Raw genomic sequence first — 18237 nt, forward strand, 5'->3', positions numbered from 1 at the left:
GCTGTCCGGTAATGGGGCCGATCACGTGTTCTGGGCGGCGGAGGGCCGGAAATTCCGACGTTTGTCCGCCGGTCGGCTCGGGAAGCAAGCACCGTGACGGACATCTCGGACACCATGGCCAGCCTGCCCACCCCGGCCGATCCGGACGCGACCGCGGCGCAGTTGGACCAGACGCTCTTCGAGGTCAAACGCGTGATCGTCGGGCAGGATCGGCTCGTCGAACGCCTCCTGGTCGCGTTGCTCGCCGACGGGCACTGCCTGCTGGAGGGCGTACCGGGAGTGGCCAAGACCCTCGCCGCGCAGACCCTCGCGACTGTGGTCGGTGGCAGCTTCTCCCGCATCCAGTTCACTCCCGACCTCGTGCCCTCCGACATCGTCGGCACCCGGATCTACCGCGCCTCGAAGGAGAGCTTCGACGTGGAACTGGGTCCGGTGATGGCGAACCTGGTGCTGGCGGACGAGATCAACCGAGCGCCGGCGAAGGTGCAGTCGGCGTTGCTGGAGGCGATGGCCGAGCGCCAGGTGTCGATCGGCGGTCGCAGCCACCCGGTACCGGAGCCGTTCCTGGTGCTGGCCACCCAGAACCCCATCGAATCGGAAGGGGTCTACCAGCTGCCGGAGGCGCAGCGGGACCGCTTTCTCATGAAGATCGTTGTCGACTACCCGGACGTCGCCGACGAGTTGGCCATTCTCTACCGGATGAGCGCCGACCGTCCCCGGGCGCACCGGGTGCTCGGCCCGGACCGGCTGCGCGAGTTCCAGCATCAGGCCAGGCAGGTGTTCGTCCATCACGCCATCGCCGAGTACGTGGTCCGGCTCATCCTCGCCACCCGTGAACCGGGCCGGTTCGGGTTGCCGGAGATGGCCGGGCTGCTCGCCTACGGTGCCAGTCCCCGCGCCACCCTCGGCCTGGTCGCGGCCGCCCGCGCCCAGGCCCTGCTCCGGGGACGGGGCTACGTCCTGCCCGACGACGTCCGGGAACTCGCCGTGGAGGTACTGGCTCACCGGCTGGTCCTCTCCTTCGACGCGGTCGCCGACGGGGTCAGCGCCGACTGGGTCGTCCATCGGCTGGTCGAGGCGGTTCCGCCGCCCCGGGTGGCCACCGCCAGGCCGAAGTACGCGGCCGACCTGGCAGTCGCCTGATGGGCCGCCGGAACCCCACGCCGCCCGTGGCGGCGGACCCGATGCTCACCGATCTCACCCCGGACCAGCGGTTGCGGCGGCTGGAACTCACGGTGACCCGGCGCCTCGACGGTCTGTTGCACGGCGAGCGACATGGTCTGCTGCCCGGCCCGGGCAGCGAACCGGCGGGCAGCCGCGAGTACCGGCCAGGCGAGGACGAGGTGCGCCGGATGGACTGGTCGGTGACCGCCCGTACCGCGGTGCCGCACGTGCGGGAGGTGGACGCCGACCGGGAGCTGACCACCTGGCTGCTGGTCGACGCCAGTCCCAGCATGGAGTACGGCACCGCCGAGTTGGACAAGCGCGAGCTGGCGGTGGCTGCGGTCGCCACCATCGGCTTCCTCACCGCCGGACCGGGCAACCGGCTCGGTGCGCAGGTGCTCACGCCCCACGGGCTGCACCGGGTGCCCGCCCGCGGCGGGCGTACCCACCTGTTCGGGCTGCTGCGCGCGTTGCTGGGCGCACCTCGGGTCCGCGACCACCCGGACGGCGCGCCCGAGGCCGCGCCCGCCGCCGGGCTGGCTGACGCGCTGGCCGAGGTGCTGCGGGTCGCCCACCGGCGTGGTCTGGTGGTGGTGGTCTCCGATTTCCTCGACGGCCTGCCCGACGATGCCCGGCTGCCGGCCGGGTGGGAGCGTCCGCTCCGTCGGCTCACGGTGCGCCACCAGGTGCTCGCGGTCGAGGTCACCGACCCTCGCGAGTGGGAACTGCCGGACGTCGGTCTGATCACCCTGGTCGACCCGGAGACCGGCGAGCGCCGCGAGGTGTGGACCGGCGATCGCCACCTGCGTGAACGTTACGCGGCGGCGGCTGCCGCCCAACGTGACCAGGTCCGGCACGCCCTGCGCCGGGCCGGTGCGACGCACCTGGCGCTGCGTACCGACCGGGACTGGACCGTGGACATCGTTCGGCACGTGCACACGCAGCGCCGACTGGCGTCCGCACCGGCACCGGCGCGACGGGGAGGTGCGGCGTGATCTGGCAGTCACCCGTCCGGCTCTGGCTGCTGCTCGGCGTCCTCGCCCTGGCGGCGGCGTACCTGGTGGCGCAGCGGCGACGCAGCAGGTACGCGGTCCGCTTCACCAATCTGCGGTTGCTCGACCGGGTCGCACCCCGGCGTCCGACCTGGCGTCGGCACCTGCCGGCCGGCCTCTTCCTGGCGATGCTGGCCCTGCTCGTGGTCGGTTTCGCCCGTCCCACCGCCGAGGTCCGGGTGCCCCGGGAACGCGCCACCGTGATGGTGGCGGTGGACGTCTCCACCTCGATGCTCGCCGGTGACGTCGAGCCGGACCGGCTCAGCGCGGCCAAGAGCGCCGCCCGGCGGTTCGCCGACGGCCTGCCCCGGGAGTTCAACGTGGGACTTGTCGCGTTCGCCGGCAGCGCGGCGGTGCTGGTGCCACCGGGCACCGACCGGGAAGCGCTGCACGACGGGATCGAACGGCTGGCCGAGGGGACGACGGGTGTGCAGGGCACCGCGATCGGCGAGGCGATCAGCACCTCGCTGGGTGCCGTGAAGGCGTTGGACGACAAGGCCGCGACCGAGCCGCCGCCGGCCCGGATCATCCTGCTCTCCGATGGTGCTAACACCTCGGGCATGGATCCGGTGGAGGCCGCCACCGAGGCGGTGGCCCTCGACGTACCGGTGCACAGCATCTCGTTCGGTACTCCGGGCGGCTTCGTCGACCGGGGCGGGCGGCCGATCCAGGTGCCGGTGGACGGGGAGACGCTGCGGGCCGTGGCCGAGCAGACCGGGGGCGGCTTCCACGAGGCCGCTACGAGCGCCGAACTGCGGGCCGTCTACGACGACATCGGCAGCTCGGTGGGTTGGCGCGAGGTGCGCCAGGACATCTCGGCCCGGTTCATCGGGCTCGGGTTGGTCTTCGCGATGGGCGCGGCGGTCGGCTCGATGCGCTGGTTCTCCCGCCTGCCCTGAATCCGACCGCCCGATCCGCGACAACGGCCGCAGCCGGCGGCACACGTGAGGAGCGTACGTATGGCAGTGCAGACCGGACTGGGTGAGCCACGCGGGCCCTGGTTCGTCTCGCCCGATCTCGACCCGGACGGGCGGGGCGGGTCGGACGCGGCGTCGCAGGCACGGGCGCGGCTGCTCGGCGGCTGGCGCCGCCGACTGCTGGCCGGGCTGGCGATGGTGTCCATCTCCGCCGGGTCGGGGGCGCTGGCCGGTGGTTGGGTGGCCGGTCGTGACGGCGTTGCGGGACCGTCCGCCGCCTCCGCAGCCCCGGTCCCGGCCGAATTGGTGACCGCTGCCGAGAAGACCGTGCCCGGCGTGGTGTCGGTGTTGGTGGGCGGAAACGCGAGTGGCTCGGCGAGCGGTTCGGGCTTCGCGGTCGACGCCGAGCAGCACATCATCACCAACGACCACATCATCGCCAAGGGCCGGGGCGGACCGGTGACCGTCGAACTGCCGGACGGCCGGCGGTTCGCGGCGGAGGTGGTGGGCCGGGAGCCGGGCAGTGATCTCGCGGTGCTCAAGGTGCCGGCGTCGGCCGGCCTCACGGCGCTGCCGCTGGCCAAGCCCGGTTCGACCCGGGTGGGCGAACCGGTGTTGGCGGTCGGGTCGCCACTGGGACTGCCCGGCACGGTCACCGCCGGCATCGTCAGCGCCTTGGACCGCCAGGTGCGGCTCGGCGACAACCGGCACCGGGCGGTGCAGACCGATGCCTCGATCAACCCCGGCAACTCGGGCGGACCACTTGTCAATGCCCGGGGCGAGGTGGTCGGGGTGAACACCGCGATCGCGACCATCGACGGCAACGGCTCCATCGGTATCGGGTTCGCCATCCCGATCGAGCAGGTGCAGCAGACCGCCGACACGATCATCGGAAAGGGTGGCTGATTACCCAGAGCTACTGTCCGATTACGGGGAGATCGGGGCAACTGTCGGATTCCGGCGCTCGATGATCGGAGAATGGAAATATTACGCTCGGTATGAATACTGGCGTGGGTGGAGCGTCCTCTCATCGCGGCCCTCCTGCTGGTGGGGCTCATCATCGGAAGTGGCGTCGGGTCGTCGTACGCGCGCGCCCGGCGGGGCTGGAACGACTATCAGGCGGCGAAGAAGACCGTGCCCGGAGCGCGTCGCGCCGCCTGGATGCTGATCAAAGTCGTCACCACGAAGGTCGGCGTCATCGCCCTGCTCCTGGTCGGAGCGGTCGCGTACGCCGCCGTCGGTGGCAGCGACGAGCCGGCGCCGGCGCCGGCCCCGAGCAGCAGCGCGGACGAGTGACCCGCCCGCTGACACCGGGTCCTTCAACTGAAGGTGTGCCCGCGGCGTTGGTGCGAACCCGTTCCGCACCCCGCGCTAGCCTCAGGGCGTGGACGACGGACTGCGGGTGACCGACCGGTGGATGGTTCCCGCCGGTGAACTGCGCGAGCGGTTCTCCCGGTCCTCCGGACCGGGCGGGCAGGGCGTGAACACCGCCGACTCCCGGGTCGAGCTGAGCTTCGACCTGGCCGGCTCGCCGAGCATCCCCGAGTCGCTGCGCACCCGGGCCCTGGACCGGCTCGCCGGACGGCTGGTCGACGGCGTGCTGACAATCGCCGCCAGCGAGCACCGGGCTCAGCTGGCCAACCGGGAAGCGGCCCGGGAACGCCTGGTGTCGTTGTTGCGCGAGGCGGTGGCCCCGCCACCGCCACCACGCCGTCCGACCCGTCCGTCGCGGGCGGCCAAGGAGCGGCGGCTGGCCGAGAAGAAGCGTCGCGGGCAGCGCAAGCGCGACCGGCGGGTGGACGGCGAGTAGCGGTTGCCCCCGTTTGATTGATGACCGTCAGTGTCACGTGGTTGAATTCGCGTGGGAGCACCGGGCTGGACACCTAACCCACGACATGCGACGGGAGTTCCTCCATCATGCTCCGAAGGTCCCTGCCCAGTGCTCCGGCCGCCTCGCTCGCGGCCGTCGCGCTCGTCGTACTCGCCTGGTCGACGCTGCTCGTCGCGCCGGCCCGATCCGCATCGCCGGCCCGCGACGGCACGGCGGTACGTCCCATTTCCGCCCCGGCCTCGGCAGCCGACCCAGTGCGGATCATGCCGCTCGGTGATTCGATCACCGGCTCGCCGGGCTGCTGGCGGTCCCTGCTCTGGAACCGCCTCCAGTCCGCCGGACACACCGGGATCGACTTCGTCGGCACGCTCGGTCCGCAGGGCTGCGGTCAGCCGTACGACGGCGACAACGAGGGCCACGGAGGCTACCTCGCCACCAACGTGGCCAACCAGAACCTGCTGCCGGGCTGGCTCGCGGCGACCCGGCCGGACATCGTGCTGATGCATCTCGGCACCAACGACGTGTGGAGCAACATCGCTCCCGCCACGATCCTGTCCGCGTACAGCCGGCTGGTGGACCAGATGCGGGCGAGCAACCCGGGCATGCGCATCCTGGTTGCGAAGATCATTCCGATGGCGCCGAGCACCTGTCCCGACTGTGGTCAGCGGGTGGTGGCCCTCAACGGCGCCATCGACGCGTGGGCGGCGGGTAAGACCACGACCGTCTCACCGATCGTGGTGGTGGATCAGTGGACGGGCTTCAGCCCTGCCGCCGACACCTATGACGGCGTGCACCCGAACGCGGCGGGCGACCAGAAGATCTCCGACCGTTGGTATCCGGCACTGGTGGCCGCCCTGGCCGGCACCCCGACCCCGACGCCGACTCCGACCGTGACCCCGACTCCGACTCCGACGCCGACTCCGACCGTGACCCCGACCCCGACCCCGACCGTGACGCCGACGTCCAGCCCCGGTCCGGCCGGCTGTGTCGCGACCTACCGGACCGTGGGGCAGTGGTCGGGCGGCTTCCAGGGCGAGGTCACGGTCGCTAACGACTCCACCACGCAGATGCGGGGCTGGAGTGTGGGGCTTGTCTTCGCCGACGGCCAACGGATCACGCAAGCCTGGAACGCCGAGGTCACCCAGAACGGGTCGACGGCGACGGCCCGTAATGTCGGCTGGAACGGTGTCCTCGCCCCCGGCGCGCGTACCACCTTCGGTTTCCTCGGCAGCACCGGTGGCGTCGTCACCGCACCGACCGTCACCTGTTCCCGCTCCTGAGCGTCGCCCCGAGGGCCGGCCAGTGGCGCGGCCCCCGGCTGCCCCCCGCAAGGCCGCCGGTCGTCATGCCTCGACTCGCGCCGGCTCGGCGCGGTCGAGCAGCGTCGAGCAGACCTCGATCAGTCGAGCCCGCAACTGGCCGGCCCGTCGCGCGAACTCCCGTTGCCGCGCCACGTACTCGGCCTTGCCCTCCGGCGTCTCGATGGCCACCGACGGCTGACCGTACGAGGAGAAGTCGTACGGCGACGCCTGCATGTCGAGCAGTCGAATGTCGCCGGCCAGCGCGAAACAGTCGAGCGCCAGCTCACCGGGGACGGCCGGGCCCAGCTTGGTGGCCCACTTGTGGCAGTCCATGGAGGCGTGCAGGCAGCCCGGCTGGTCGAGGTCGACCTGACTGGCCCGGGTCGGTCGGAGGTGGTTGCGCTCGACCGCGTCGGGGGTGAAGAAGCGGTACGCGTCGAAGTGTGTGCACCGGATCTGGTGCGCCTCGACCACCGCGTCGGTGCCCTGCTGGCCGAGGCGAAGGGGAAGCGGGTGGCGGTGCTCACGCTGGCGGTACACCATCGCCCACTCGTGCAGGCCGAAACAGCCGGTGAAGGCCGGGCGGGACGCGATCGCGGTCAGCAGCCGGTGGATGAACCGCACCGAGTCGCCCCGGTCGGCGAGGAGAACGTCAACGTCGAGCCGTACCGTGCCGTCCGCCTCCGTCGTGTACCAGCGCCACCGGCGGTGCGGTGCCGGGCCGTCCGGGCCGGCTTCCAGCCGAACACCCACACCCGGGTGCCAACGGCGTAGCACCGACGGTCGGGTGCCGTAGTAGTCGTACAGAAAATCGTCGATGGCGTGGCGCTGCCCGGTGGCCCGCCGAGCCCGGTGGCCGGCGGTCAGCGAGTCGGCGCGCCGTTCGTGACCCGCCAGTAAAGGCTGCCAGGCGGCGGCGGGGAGGCGGGTCACCTGCCGACCGGCCGGCGCGTGGACCCGCCCGCCGGCCCCGTCGACGACGGCGGGTGTGGCGGGGGCGGGCGCGGCGGTCACGGCACCAAGGGTACGACCGCCGTCTGGTGTCCGGGTCAGGGCACGTCGACCCGGACACCGGCGGAGAAGACGCCGCTGCGCAGCTCCAGCCGCTGCGGCGCGTCCCGCCCGTTGATCGTGAAGACCAGCGGCAGCACCACCCGGCTGCCGGCGGCCACCGGGTCGGCGAACACGTCGCGTCCCTGGTTCGCCCGGCGGGTGGCCGGCTCGTCGGTGGTGACCCAGTTGCCGTTGGCCAGGTACACCCGTTGCAGCTTTCCGTGCCAGCTCTGGTGCTCCGGGGTGAGGTTGCGGACCCCGACGGTCGCCTGACACTGCCGCGCGCCCCGGCCCGGATCGCAGGTCATCCGGTAGACGGTGAACTCGAACGCGTCCTCGCGCAGCGGCATCCCCAAGCTCCCGGCGACCCCGGTGCCCTTCCAGGCGCCGCTGGTCGGCTGACTGTCCGTGTCGATCGCGGTGACCCGGCGGGTGGCGGACCAGGCGGCGGCGCCGACGGTGCCGGCCAGCACGATCGCGGCCACCGGCACCACGATCCAGACCGGTGGCTTGCGGCGTCGGGCCGGCGGCCGGGGAGCGGCCGGGCGTGGATAGATGGTGCCCGGCCCGTCCGAGGCCAGTGCCGCGGCCACCGGCCGTCGGCGGCGTCGCCAGGTGAGCAGTGCCACCACGCCCAGCACCAGCAGCGCGGCCCCGGCGGCCAGTAGCGCGGGTGCCTGCCGACGCCAGCCCGTGGCCTCCTGCGACTGCGACGCCGCCGTCCCCGGTGCCGTCCAGGTGGCGCTCGCGCAGTCGTACGGCTGCCCGCCGTCCCTGGCGAAGGCGCAGGTCGGGGCGGTCACCGGCTGTCGGGACGCGGTCGTGGTGAGCGTGGTGCCCAGCGTGGTGGTGCTCTCCGGCGGCAGCTTCAGCCGCCAGGTCACCTCGGTGGCCGGCGACCCACCGGGGCGTACCACCCGACCTCCGGCGCTTACCGTCGTCGCCGAGACGCCCTCAGGCAGTTCCTGACGGACTGTTGTCTCCACCGGGGTGCTGCCGGCGTTACGGACCTCGATCCGGTACCCGGGAGCGGCGCTCTGCTCCGGCGCGACCCGTACGCTCACCTTCGGCCTGGCGGCCGGCGAAACCACCCGGGTCGGCGTCGGTACCGCTGGTGGTGCCGCCGGCATGCTGGGGTCGGGTGCCGCCGCTGCGGGCTGAAGCCGCCCGGCCGGTGAAGCGTGCGGGACGGTGGCCGCCGGTGCGTCCGGAGCGGCGGCGGTCGGCAGCACCGGCAGCGCGGTCAGCAGACCGACGCAGTGCACGATCGCGGCGAGGGTCTTGTGGTGTCGTGTCGATGCAGGCATACGAACGAACCTCCGCAGCCGACGCTAGGTGCGGGCGCGCGTCGGGCGGGTACGAAGCGACGAATCTGGCCCCGGCGGTGGGCGGCGCGGGTAAGCTGCGGCGATCGTCCGCCGGCCGCACTACATTGGCCTGGTGCGTATCGCTCGTTTCGCTCATGCCAAGGGAATGTCGTTCGGCGTCGTCGAGGGAGAGCCGGAGGCGGGTCCGCAGGGGCTCACCATCGCCGAGATCTCCGGCCACCCGTTCGGCCAGATCACGTTCAGCGGGGTCCGCTGGGCGTTGTCCGACGTCCGGCTGCTCTCGCCGATCCTGCCCAGCAAGGTGGTCTGTGTCGGCCGCAACTACGCCGAGCACGCCGCCGAACACGGCGCGGAGGTGCCGAAGGAGCCGCTGTTGTTCCTGAAGCCCTCGACCTCGGTCATCGGTCCGCGGGACGCGATCCGGCTACCTGAGTTCAGCAAGCAGGTCGAGCACGAGGCCGAGCTGGCGGTGGTGATCGGCGCGCTGGGCGCCCGCCGGGCGGACCGGGCCGCGGCTGAACGGGCCATCTTCGGCTACACCTGCGCCAACGACGTCACGGCCCGGGACCTTCAGCGCTCCGACAGCCAGTGGACCCGAGCCAAGGGGTTCGACTCGTTCTGCCCGATCGGGCCGTGGATCACCACCGGGCTGGATGTCACCGACCTGGAGATCCGCTGCGAGGTCGGTCGCGACCCGGAGGAGATGGAGGTACGCCAACTGGGCCGCACCGGTGACATGGTCTTCGACGCGCCGGCTCTGGTGTCGTACGTCTCACACGTGATGACACTGCTTCCCGGTGACGTCGTGTTGACCGGTACGCCGGCTGGGGTTAGCCCGCTCACCGACGGGGATACGGTGAGCGTCCGGATCGAGGGGATCGGTGAGCTGACGAACCCGGTCGTGTCGGCGGCCTGATCGCCGTTTTGGCAGCTCAAGGGCAGTTTGGGGAAGTCGATTTGGCCTGTCGGTGCCGGGAGGGTAGAGTTTGTTCCCGGCGCCGCAAGGGGCCAATGGGGTATGGGGTAATTGGCAGCCCGACTGATTCTGGTTCAGTTAGTCTAGGTTCGAGTCCTGGTACCCCAGCGCAGCCGAGATTCGTCACGAATCGAGGTCGCTGGATTCTGGTGGAGTTCGGCACCGATGCACCGCGAGGGGCTCCGGTAGCGAGGTCTGGTAGAGTTCGGCGGCACCGCCCGAAAGGGTGGTGCCGCGAAGTGTTCTGGCCCCGTCGTCTAGCGGCCCAGGACGCCGCCCTCTCAAGGCGGTAGCGCCGGTTCGAATCCGGTCGGGGCTACAGGTGTTCACGGCTCGTTCCGCCGCTGCGGAGCGGGCCGTTTCGCTTTCAACAGGGCGTTTCGCTTGAGTGGTGCAGCGCTGCTTGAGTGGTGCAGCGCTGGTCGCCGTGATCCACCCGCCGTCGCGCCTGGTCCCCCTTCGTCCTGCCTGGCCCGCCGTCGCGCCACCCCCTGTCGGGCCGGCCGCGACGGCGGCGCGACGTTAAGTTACGGTCGATTTTCGAGTTAGAGGCCGGAGAGGCGTTGGCCGGCTCGGACCACGGCCATGGCGTGGCGTTCGCCGGGGCGGCGGCCCAGGCGCTCGATGGGGCCGGAGATGCTGATGGCGGCGATCACCCGTCCCGTGCGGTCGCGGATCGGGGCCGAGACGCTCGCCACACCTGCCTCGCGTTCGGCGACGCTCTGTGCCCAGCCTCGGCGGCGTACCTCGGCGAGGGTGCGGCCGGTGAACTTCGACCGGGGCAGCAGCGGCATCACCGCCTCGGGCGGCTCCCAGGCGAGCAGGATCTGCGCCGCCGACCCGGCGGTCATCGGCAGCACCGAGCCGACCGGCACGGTGTCGCGTAGCCCGCTGGCGCGTTCCGCGGCGGCCACACAGATCCGTTCGTCCGCCCGGCGCAGATAGAGCTGGGCGCTCTCGCCGGTGGCGTCCCGCAGGGCGGCCAGCAGCGGCTCGGCCGCCGTCAGCAGCACATCCGGCGCCGCGTTGGCCAGCTCACCCAGGCGTGGACCGGGACGCCAGCGACCCTGGGTGTCCCGGACCAGCATCCGGTGGATCTCCAGCGCCTGGGCCAATCGGTGCGCGGTGGCTCGGGGCAGCTTGGTGCGTTCAACGAGTTCGGCCAGGCTGGCGCCGTCTACACAGGCGGCCAGGATGACCACCGCCTTGTCGAGAACGCCGACACCGCTCATACTGTGTCCCACAAGCCGAAATTTACCTCCCAGAATTTAGGATGTCCAGATGGTGGGAGTCACTCCTGAGCCGAGGACCCTGGCCGAGAAGGTCTGGGACGCACACGTCGTCCGGTCCGCCGATGGTGAGCCCGATCTGCTCTTCATCGACCTGCACCTGCTACACGAGGTGACCAGCCCGCAGGCGTTCGACGGACTGCGCATGGCCGGCCGTCGGGTGCGGCGTACCGACCTCACGCTGGCCACCGAGGATCACAACACCCCGACCGGGTACGCCGATCCCTCGTTTCAGCAGCGCCGTGGCGACCTGCTCACCATTGCCGACCCCACCTCTCGTACGCAGATCGAGACGCTGCGGCGCAACTGCGCCGAGTTCGGCGTACGGCTGCACCCGCTCGGCGACGCCAACCAGGGCATCGTGCACGTCATCGGTCCACAGCTCGGCCTCACCCAGCCCGGCATGACGATCGTCTGCGGCGACTCGCACACGGCCACGCACGGCGCGTTCGGGGCCCTGGCGTTCGGCATCGGCACCAGCGAGGTCGAGCACGTGCTGGCCACCCAGACGCTGCCGCAGGCCCGACCGAAGACGATGGCGGTCACCGTCGACGGGCAGCTCGGTCCCGGCGTCACCGCCAAGGACCTGGTGCTCGCCCTGATCGCCAAGGTCGGCACCGGCGGCGGGCGTGGGCACATCGTGGAGTACCGGGGCGAGGCGATCCGGGCGCTGTCCATGGAAGGACGGATGACGATCGCCAACATGTCCATCGAGTGGGGTGCCAAGGCCGGCATGATCGCGCCGGACGAGACCACCTTCGCGTACCTGAAGGGGCGCCCCAACGCGCCCAGCGGCGCCGACTGGGACGCGGCGCTGGAGTACTGGCGGACGCTGCCCACCGACGAGGGGGCGACCTTCGACTCCGAGGTGACGCTGGACGCCGCCGAGATCACGCCGTTCGTGACCTGGGGCACCAACCCCGGGCAGGGCGCGCCGCTGGGTGCGGCCGTGCCGGATCCCGAGGAGTTCGTCACCGAGCCGGAGCGGGCCGCCGCCCGTCGCGCCCTGGCGTACATGGACCTGCGCCCCGGCACCGCGCTGCGCGACCTCTCCGTCGACGTGGTTTTCGTCGGCTCGTGCACGAACGGGCGCCTGGAGGACCTCCGGGCCGCCGCCGACGTGCTGCGCGGTCACCGGGTGGCCGACGGGGTACGCATGCTGGTGGTGCCCGGCTCGGCCGCGGTGCGGGAGGCCGCCGAGGCGGAGGGGCTCGACAAGGTCTTCGCCGACGCCGGTGCCGAATGGCGCTTCGCTGGCTGCTCCATGTGTCTGGGCATGAACCCGGACACGCTCTCGCCGGGGCAGCGCGCCGCCTCCACCTCCAACCGGAACTTCGAGGGCCGCCAGGGCCGGGGTGGGCGTACCCACCTGGTCAGCCCGCCGGTGGCCGCCGCCACCGCCGTCGTCGGCCGGCTGGCCGCTCCCGCCGACCTGTAAGAAGGGCTGCGACATGGACAAGTTCACCGTGCACACCGGCACCGCCCTGCCGCTGCGGCGGTCCGACGTGGACACTGATCAGATCATCCCCGCCGTGTACCTCAAGCGGGTGACCCGGACCGGATTCGCCGACGGGCTGTTCAGCGCGTGGCGTGAGGACCCGGCATTCGTGCTCAACGATCAAGCTTATTCGGGAGCGTCGATTCTGGTGGCCGGCCCCGAGTTCGGCACCGGGTCATCACGGGAGCACGCCGTGTGGGCGCTGCGTGACTTCGGCTTCCGGGTGGTGATCTCGCCGCGCTTCGGTGACATCTTTCGCGGGAACGCCCTCAAGGAAGGGCTGCTTCCGGTTGAGCTCGAATTGAAAGCCGTCGAGGAAATCTGGCGCCTGGTAGAGGAGAATCCGACCACTCCGGTGGTCGTCGACCTGACCACGCGCGAGGTGCGGGTCGGCACCGCCATCTGGTCGTTCCCGCTCGACGACTTCAGCCGATGGCGGCTGATGGAGGGCTTGGACGACATTGGACTCACCCTCCGCCACGAGGACCGGATCAGCGCCTTCGAGGCTGACCGACCGGCCTTCCTGCCCCGGGTCGCGTAGCCCGGACGCCCCGATCCGCAGCCGATTTCGCCCCCACCGGTGCCACCGGTGGGGGCGAATCCGTTACGACACAAGGGCTTTTTTCCGCCGAATGTTTGTGTCCCGCCAGCACAGGGCATACCGTGCGCGCAGAATGGCTCGCGTCGAGTCAGTTGCACAATCAGGAGGAAGTCGTGAACAAGGCCGAGCTCATCGAGGCGCTCGCCGTTCGCCTGGGGGACCGGAAAACGGCGACGGCCGCGCTCGACGCGGTCCTCGCTGAGGTCCAGGCGGCGGTCACCAAGGGCGAGAAGGTGGCGATCACCGGTTTCGGAGCGTTCGAGAAGCGTGTACGGGGCGCGCGAACAGCCCGCAACCCGCGTACGGGGGAGGCGGTGAAGGTCAAGAAGACCTCGGTGCCGACGTTCCGCCCCGGCGCCGGGTTCAAGGAGATGGTGGCCAGCGGCAAGGTGCCGAAGGCCACGGCTGCGGCGAAGAAGACCGCCGGAGCCACCGCCAAGACCACAGGTGCCAAGGCGACCGCGGCGAAGAAGACGACCGCGGCGAAGAGCACCGCGGCGAAGAAGACGACCGCGGCGAAGAGCACCGCAGCCAAGAAGACCACGGCGAGCAAGACCGCGGCGGCCAAGAAGACCACCGCGACCAAGACGACCGCGAAGGCCGCTCCGGCGAAGAAGGCTGCCACCAAGAAGGCCGCCCCGGCGAAGAAGACCGCCGCGGCGACCAAGGCGACGGCGGCTCGGAAGACCGCGACGGCCAAGAAGGCACCGGCGAAGAAGGCGCCGGCCAGGAAGGCTGCGACCCGGCGCTGAGCCGGTCGTACGACGAGGGCGCCCGCCGGTACGGTGGGCGCCCTCGCCATGTCCACCCCACGGTTGGCCGCCATGGCGGCCAACCGTTGACCGGCCCGGAACCCGGCCAGCAGAATCGCCGCACCACCCCTCGCCGGAAAGAGGACCGGGTTGAGTCAGCGTCGTCTCGGCACCGCCACCCTGGCCCTGGGACTCGTCGTCCTGACCGACGTGCTGCGGGTCTTCCTGCCGTCGGTCATCACCATCTTCGGTCAGGCCGCGTCGACCCCGGCCGAGCTGCTCGGCGCGTTCGCCGTCGGCTGGTTCGTGCTGGCGCTCGCCGCGCCGGCCCTCGTCGCGCGGGTCGGCCCTGCCACCGTCGGTGTCACGGCGGTGCTGGCGCTCGGCGCCGCCCGGCTCGCCCTCACCGCCGCGCCGGGTGGCCGGGCCCAACTGTGGCTGGCCACCGCCGGTCTGCTCGCCGGTCTGGTCTGGCTGGCCGCCACGGCCGCCCGGGTCGCGTATCCGGTACCCGGGCTGGTGCTGGGGCTGACCGCGGGTGCGCTGTGCCACGCCCTGCTCGGCACGTACGACCTGGTGTGGTGGGGGCGGTGGCCGGCGTGGGCGGCCAGCGTGGCGGTGGTGGCGGCGCTGCTGGCCGCCGAGACGGCGTTCGGGCGCGGACGCGCCAGCGCTCCACCGGTCGAGGTCCCGCCGACCCGCCGGGGCTGGCTGCTCGTCGGACCGGCGCTGCTGCTCGGCGGCATGGTGGCGCTGTCACCCGCGGTCGCCATCAGCGCCATGTCCTACTGGTACGGCGAGGCGGGAACCGCCGCGCCGCCGCCGTTCGCATTGGCGCCGCTGGGCGTCGCGGCACCACTGTTCCTGCTCGGAGCGCTGACTCCGCCGCAGCCACGATGGCGGGCGGTGCCGCCGGTGCTGCTGCTGGCCGGGGCCCTGCTGTTCGGCTACGGCCCGCCGACGCTGCTCACCTTCGCCATCCTGGCCGGCGCGGCGGGGCTGGGCGGCTGCCTCGGCCTGGCCGGTGGCGGACCGTCGTCGCAGCGCGCCGGCCGGCCCGGCACCGGCCCGGGGTACGCGGCGGTGGGCGGGATGCTCGTCTTCGCCGTCGCCGCGCTGGTCTACTACGCCGCCTACGACCTCGGCTACCCCAACGAGTGGGTGCCGGCCCTGGTGGCCGCCCTGACCGGGGTGGTCGCGATGGGCGGCGTGGCCGCGTCCGGCGGGCACCGGCCACCTCGGGCGGCACCCGCGCCAGAGTTTCCCCGGCGGCGGCTCGCGGTGCTGGCCGCCGTGGTCGCCCTCGCCGCCGCCTGGCTGCACGGGCCGTGGCTGGTGGCCAGCAACCGGGCCGGGCCGCCGGAGCGGGTGCGGTTGGTGGCGTACAACATCCGGATGGGCTTCGGCCTCGACGGCCGCCTCGACCTCACCGCACTGGAACGGGCGGTCGGTCGGGCCGACGTGGTCGTGCTCAGCGAGGTCGACCGGGGTTGGCTGCTCAACGGTGGCCACGACACGCTGGGCCTACTCGCCGCCCGGCTGGGGATGCCCTACGTCTTCGCGCCCGCCGCCGACCCGCTGTGGGGGGACGCGGTGCTCAGCCGGTGGCCGGTGCAACGGCCGCGTACCCGTCCGCTACCGGCGGTGGGCGCGCCCACCGGGGCGCAGGCGCTCGGCGTCACCGTCGACCTCGGTGCCGGCGTACGCCTGGCCGTGGTGAGCACCCACCTGCAACCGCCGCCCGGTGCGGCCCCGGTGGTCCAGGCTCGCGCCGTCGCGGACTTCGCCACCGGGTACGCCGACGGCGCGCCGCTGGTGGTCGCCGGTGACCTCAACACGGAGCCGGGCGATCCGGCCTTCACGGCGTTCACCGGCGCCGGCCTCGTCGATGCGCTCGCCGCCGCCCGCCCGCTGCCGACCAGCCCCGCGGACGATCCGCACGAACAGATCGACCACGTGTTCGTCTCGCCCGACCTGATCGCCGCCGAGGCGGTAGCGGTGCCGAGCACCGCCAGCGACCACCTGCCGGTCGCCGTCACCCTCACCCTGCCCAACCGCTGAGAGCGGCACTGTCAGAGGCGGTCGGCGGCGACGAGGCGGTCACCGGCGAAGGCGAGCAGCCAACCGCCGCCCTTGCCGGTGGTCCAGTCACCACACCGCCCCGCCAAACGCTCCAGGGCGCCCGGAATCACCTTGCCCTGACTACAGACCGCCGCCGGTTCCCTGGCGGCGGCCAGCGCCGCCAGGCGTGCGGCGGCGGCCAGCACGCACTCGTCGGGCTGCTGGCCGGCGCTCGGCTCGTCCAGGTCGCCGCAGACCTCGATCGGCAGATCCAACGACGCGGCGGCCGGATCGAGGGTCTGCACACACCGGCGTGGCGATGCGGACAGCAGCCGTGCCGGGCGGATCAGCCCGATCAGCGGCGCCAACGCCTGCGCCTCGGACCAGCCCCGGGCATCCAGTGGCCGCCCGGTGTCCGGGCCGGGCCAGGCCAGCCGCTTGCCCGCGTGGCCGTGCCGCACCAGCACCAGGACCGCGGTGACCGGTGGCAGCGCCGCGAACGCGGCCAGCACCTCCACGTCGTGCGGATAGCTCACCAGGGTCATCGCGTCGTCGACGGCCAGCCAACGGACCTCGTCGACCTCGGTGTCCGGCTGGAATCCGCCGGTGCCCACCGCCCGCATCGACCAGTAGTCGACCACCTTGAGCCGGCCTTCGCTGCGGTACCGCACCGACGGCAGCCGTAGCTGCGGCGCGGCCTGCGCGTCGGCCTCCTCGGCGACCTCCCGGGCGGCGGCGAGCAGCGGATGCTCGCCCGGCTCCAACTTGCCCTTCGGCAGCGTCCAGTCTCCGTACCGGGGCCGGTGCACCAGGCACACCTCGACGCTGTCGGCGCCGGCCGGGCGCCACACCACGCCGCCGGCCGCCCGGATCTCGGTCACGCCAGCCACCGGGTGCGCCGCCGCCGGCTGGCTCGCCGCCAGGCGTACGGGAAGTCGGCGCGCGCCCGCCGCACGGCCGCCCGCTCGCGTTCCAGCAGCCGTCCCGCGGCCACCGCCAACTGATGGTCGTCGGGTCGAGTCTCGGCCACCGTTCGCCAGGTCTCGGCGGCCACCGCCGCGTCCTGGTGCTCACCGAGCAGGTTCTGCACCTTCGCCAGCGCCCGGGCCAACTTCGCCGCGTCGCCGCCGAGCACCGGCGCCACCGCCGTCACCGCCGAGCGGGCCTGCTTGCCCTGTTTGCGTACGGTGTGCCACTGCTCGTCGGGTCCGGTCGGATGCAGCATCGCGACGCCGCCGGGCTTCTTCGTCGTGCCGGCCAGTCGTCGCCACGGGCGGGCCACGATTCGAGGCAGCACCCGCCGGGCCGGTGCGTCCGACCTCGGCGTGAGTCGCGGCGCCCTGGCCGCCAGCACCAGCGCGTCGACCAGGGCGAGGTACCGGGTTGAGCGCAGCGCCTCGTCGACCCCGGTCAGCGCCTCCTCCTGCCAGTCGGCGAGTACGGCGTCCAGCCGGTCGACCGCCGCCGGATCCACCGGGCTGACCGGGTCGACGGCGGCGGTGCGACGCAGCCGTTCCCGCAGCACCTCGGCGTCCCGGGCCGGCCCGAGGGCGTCCGCCAGCCACTTCAACTCGGTGCGCAGCGGCCGGGCCCACGCGGGGCGGACCAGCGGACCGAAGGTCTTCAGGTCGCTGCGCAACCGCCGGCAGGCCACTCGCATCTGGTGCACGGCGGTGTCGTCGTCGCCGACCGGTGCCCGCAGCCGGACCAGCGGGTCGTGCGCCAACAGCCGGGCCACCTCGCGGCGTACCGCCTCGGTGACCACCGTCGCGGCGCTCGGATCGGCCGGCAGTTCGTCCGGGGTCACCAGGTCCGGTTCGGCGGTGGCCGCCCGGCCGAGCGCGCGTACGTGCTTGGGGGTGAAGTCGCCACCCTGGGCGCCGGCGGCGCTCAGCAGCTCGGTGAGCCGGTCGAGCAGTGCCGCGTCACCGGCCTTGCGCTCGACCTCCACCTCGCGGAAGGCGCCGGTGGTGGCACCCTCGGCGTCGAGCACGGTGACCTGGTCGTCGACCACCTCGGCCAGCACCCGGCCGGCCTCGTCGACGACCTCCCGGGCGTGCCGGACGGTACGCACCACCGCCGCCGGGGCCAGCGCGGCACCCCGGTGGAAGACCGTGACCAGCTCGACCAGTTCCGCCGGCATCGCGTCGGCGGTGCCGGGGCGGGAGATCTCGTGGCGAAGACCGGGACTGCCGGTCGGCAACTTCACCGTCCACGGCACCTCGTCACCCTCGCGGTAGCGCAGCGAGACACCCGCCCGGGCCAGCCGCAGGTCCACGGTGTCGTGGTAGGTGGCGACGAGGGTCGCCGGCGGCAGCGCCCGGACGCTCCCCGACGGCGGCACGGCGGGGGAGAGGTCGGGCAGCAGCCACCCGGCCTCCACCGTGAACTTCCGTTCCTCCTCGACCATCTGC

17 protein-coding genes and 2 tRNA genes are annotated in these 18237 nt (G+C 72.5%); 14 read left to right on the forward strand and 5 right to left on the reverse strand.

The annotated features are described in order from the left end of the window. Positions 1-93 precede the first annotated feature (93 nt). The 7 genes from O7601_RS12890 to O7601_RS12920 all read left to right on the forward strand — a co-directional run bounded on the left by O7601_RS12890 (position 94) and on the right by O7601_RS12920 (position 6244). Positions 94-1143: an AAA family ATPase gene (locus O7601_RS12890; RefSeq protein ID WP_281566394.1), complete on the forward strand. Its 1050-nt coding sequence runs from the start codon at positions 94-96 to the stop codon at positions 1141-1143. Beyond that, on the forward strand, positions 1143-2159 hold the full coding sequence (locus O7601_RS12895; protein WP_281566395.1) for a DUF58 domain-containing protein: 1017 nt from the start codon (positions 1143-1145) through the stop codon (positions 2157-2159). The genes O7601_RS12890 and O7601_RS12895 overlap by 1 nt, the downstream gene beginning before the upstream one ends. Next, a complete protein-coding gene (locus O7601_RS12900; RefSeq protein ID WP_281566396.1) occupies positions 2156-3115 on the forward strand; it encodes a VWA domain-containing protein in 960 nt (319 codons plus the stop codon). The genes O7601_RS12895 and O7601_RS12900 overlap by 4 nt, the downstream gene beginning before the upstream one ends. Before the next feature lie 60 nt (positions 3116-3175). Then, a complete protein-coding gene (locus tag O7601_RS12905) occupies positions 3176-4039 on the forward strand; it encodes a trypsin-like peptidase domain-containing protein (RefSeq protein WP_281566397.1) in 864 nt (287 codons plus the stop codon). A 108-nt stretch (positions 4040-4147) separates the two neighbouring features. Further along, positions 4148-4429, forward strand: coding sequence for a hypothetical protein (locus tag O7601_RS12910; RefSeq protein WP_281566398.1), 282 nt, complete (start codon positions 4148-4150; stop codon positions 4427-4429). Between the two features lie 88 nt (positions 4430-4517). Next, positions 4518-4943 carry an alternative ribosome rescue aminoacyl-tRNA hydrolase ArfB gene (arfB, locus tag O7601_RS12915; RefSeq protein WP_281566399.1) on the forward strand — a complete coding sequence of 142 codons (426 nt, stop codon included), beginning with the start codon at positions 4518-4520 and terminating at the stop codon, positions 4941-4943. Between the two features lie 107 nt (positions 4944-5050). Next, entirely contained in the window at positions 5051-6244 is a 1194-nt protein-coding gene (locus O7601_RS12920; RefSeq protein ID WP_281566400.1) for a cellulose binding domain-containing protein, read from the forward strand. A 63-nt stretch (positions 6245-6307) separates the two neighbouring features. Here O7601_RS12920 and O7601_RS12925 read toward each other — a convergent pair whose 3' ends face one another. Together O7601_RS12925 and O7601_RS12930 are read right to left on the reverse strand one after the other, a co-directional pair. Continuing rightward, the gene (locus tag O7601_RS12925) at positions 6308-7279 is read right to left on the reverse strand and encodes a 3-methyladenine DNA glycosylase (protein ID WP_281566401.1); all 972 of its coding nucleotides are present in this window, start codon (positions 7277-7279) and stop codon (positions 6308-6310) included. 35 nt (positions 7280-7314) lie between these two features. After that, positions 7315-8625 carry a hypothetical protein gene (locus O7601_RS12930; protein ID WP_281566402.1) on the reverse strand — a complete coding sequence of 437 codons (1311 nt, stop codon included), beginning with the start codon at positions 8623-8625 and terminating at the stop codon, positions 7315-7317. A gap of 133 nt (positions 8626-8758) precedes the next feature. Here O7601_RS12930 and O7601_RS12935 point away from each other — a divergent pair, with 133 nt between their 5' ends. The 3 genes from O7601_RS12935 (at position 8759) to O7601_RS12945 (ending at position 9941) form a co-directional block, all read left to right on the forward strand. Continuing rightward, the gene (locus O7601_RS12935) at positions 8759-9562 is read left to right on the forward strand and encodes a fumarylacetoacetate hydrolase family protein (protein ID WP_281566403.1); all 804 of its coding nucleotides are present in this window, start codon (positions 8759-8761) and stop codon (positions 9560-9562) included. Positions 9563-9658: 96 nt separating this feature from the next. Next, positions 9659-9730, forward strand: a tRNA-Gln gene (locus tag O7601_RS12940). 138 nt (positions 9731-9868) lie between these two features. Then, positions 9869-9941: transfer RNA gene (locus tag O7601_RS12945), tRNA-Glu, on the forward strand. Between the two features lie 226 nt (positions 9942-10167). On the opposite strand, the gene O7601_RS12950 is transcribed toward O7601_RS12945, so the two are convergent. Continuing rightward, complete coding sequence (locus tag O7601_RS12950; RefSeq protein ID WP_013284529.1) at positions 10168-10854, reverse strand: IclR family transcriptional regulator; 687 nt, start codon at positions 10852-10854, stop codon at positions 10168-10170. A gap of 49 nt (positions 10855-10903) precedes the next feature. Between O7601_RS12950 and leuC the strand changes: the two genes are divergently transcribed. The 4 genes from leuC (at position 10904) to O7601_RS12970 (ending at position 15823) form a co-directional block, all read left to right on the forward strand. After that, positions 10904-12349, forward strand: coding sequence for a 3-isopropylmalate dehydratase large subunit (gene leuC, locus O7601_RS12955; protein WP_281566404.1), 1446 nt, complete (start codon positions 10904-10906; stop codon positions 12347-12349). Positions 12350-12362: 13 nt separating this feature from the next. Continuing rightward, entirely contained in the window at positions 12363-12950 is a 588-nt protein-coding gene (gene leuD, locus O7601_RS12960) for a 3-isopropylmalate dehydratase small subunit (RefSeq protein WP_281566405.1), read from the forward strand. Between the two features lie 173 nt (positions 12951-13123). Then, the gene (locus O7601_RS12965) at positions 13124-13762 is read left to right on the forward strand and encodes an HU family DNA-binding protein (RefSeq protein ID WP_348650250.1); all 639 of its coding nucleotides are present in this window, start codon (positions 13124-13126) and stop codon (positions 13760-13762) included. Positions 13763-13912: 150 nt separating this feature from the next. After that, positions 13913-15823 (forward strand): endonuclease/exonuclease/phosphatase family protein, encoded by a 1911-nt coding sequence (locus tag O7601_RS12970; protein ID WP_281566406.1) that lies wholly within the window; start codon positions 13913-13915, stop codon positions 15821-15823. Positions 15824-15834: 11 nt separating this feature from the next. Here the strand turns inward: O7601_RS12970 and O7601_RS12975 are convergent, their stop codons facing one another. Further along, on the reverse strand, positions 15835-16713 hold the full coding sequence (locus O7601_RS12975; RefSeq protein WP_281566407.1) for an NUDIX hydrolase: 879 nt from the start codon (positions 16711-16713) through the stop codon (positions 15835-15837). Next, positions 16701-18233 carry a CYTH and CHAD domain-containing protein gene (locus O7601_RS12980; protein WP_281566408.1) on the reverse strand — a complete coding sequence of 511 codons (1533 nt, stop codon included), beginning with the start codon at positions 18231-18233 and terminating at the stop codon, positions 16701-16703. Before O7601_RS12980 ends, O7601_RS12975 begins: the two co-directional genes overlap by 13 nt. Between the last annotated feature and the right edge of the window lie 4 nt (positions 18234-18237).

It is taken from the genome of Verrucosispora sp. WMMD573 (assembly GCF_027497175.1).
Classification (GTDB): Bacteria; Actinomycetota; Actinomycetes; order Mycobacteriales; family Micromonosporaceae; genus Micromonospora.

What these genes read in the sequence shown, in the direction of transcription:
- O7601_RS12905 (WP_281566397.1), top strand. Translation starts at nt 3,176, where the DNA reads ATGGCAGTGCAGACCGGACTGGGTGAGCCACGCGGGCCCTGGTTCGTC.
- leuD (WP_281566405.1), top strand. Translation starts at nt 12,363, where the DNA reads ATGGACAAGTTCACCGTGCACACCGGCACCGCCCTGCCGCTGCGGCGG.
- leuC (WP_281566404.1), top strand. Translation starts at nt 10,904, where the DNA reads ATGGTGGGAGTCACTCCTGAGCCGAGGACCCTGGCCGAGAAGGTCTGG.
- O7601_RS12920 (WP_281566400.1), top strand. Translation starts at nt 5,051, where the DNA reads ATGCTCCGAAGGTCCCTGCCCAGTGCTCCGGCCGCCTCGCTCGCGGCC.
- O7601_RS12980 (WP_281566408.1), bottom strand. Translation starts at nt 18,233, where the DNA reads ATGGTCGAGGAGGAACGGAAGTTCACGGTGGAGGCCGGGTGGCTGCTG.
- O7601_RS12930 (WP_281566402.1), bottom strand. Translation starts at nt 8,625, where the DNA reads ATGCCTGCATCGACACGACACCACAAGACCCTCGCCGCGATCGTGCAC.
- O7601_RS12950 (WP_013284529.1), bottom strand. Translation starts at nt 10,854, where the DNA reads ATGAGCGGTGTCGGCGTTCTCGACAAGGCGGTGGTCATCCTGGCCGCC.
- O7601_RS12895 (WP_281566395.1), top strand. Translation starts at nt 1,143, where the DNA reads ATGGGCCGCCGGAACCCCACGCCGCCCGTGGCGGCGGACCCGATGCTC.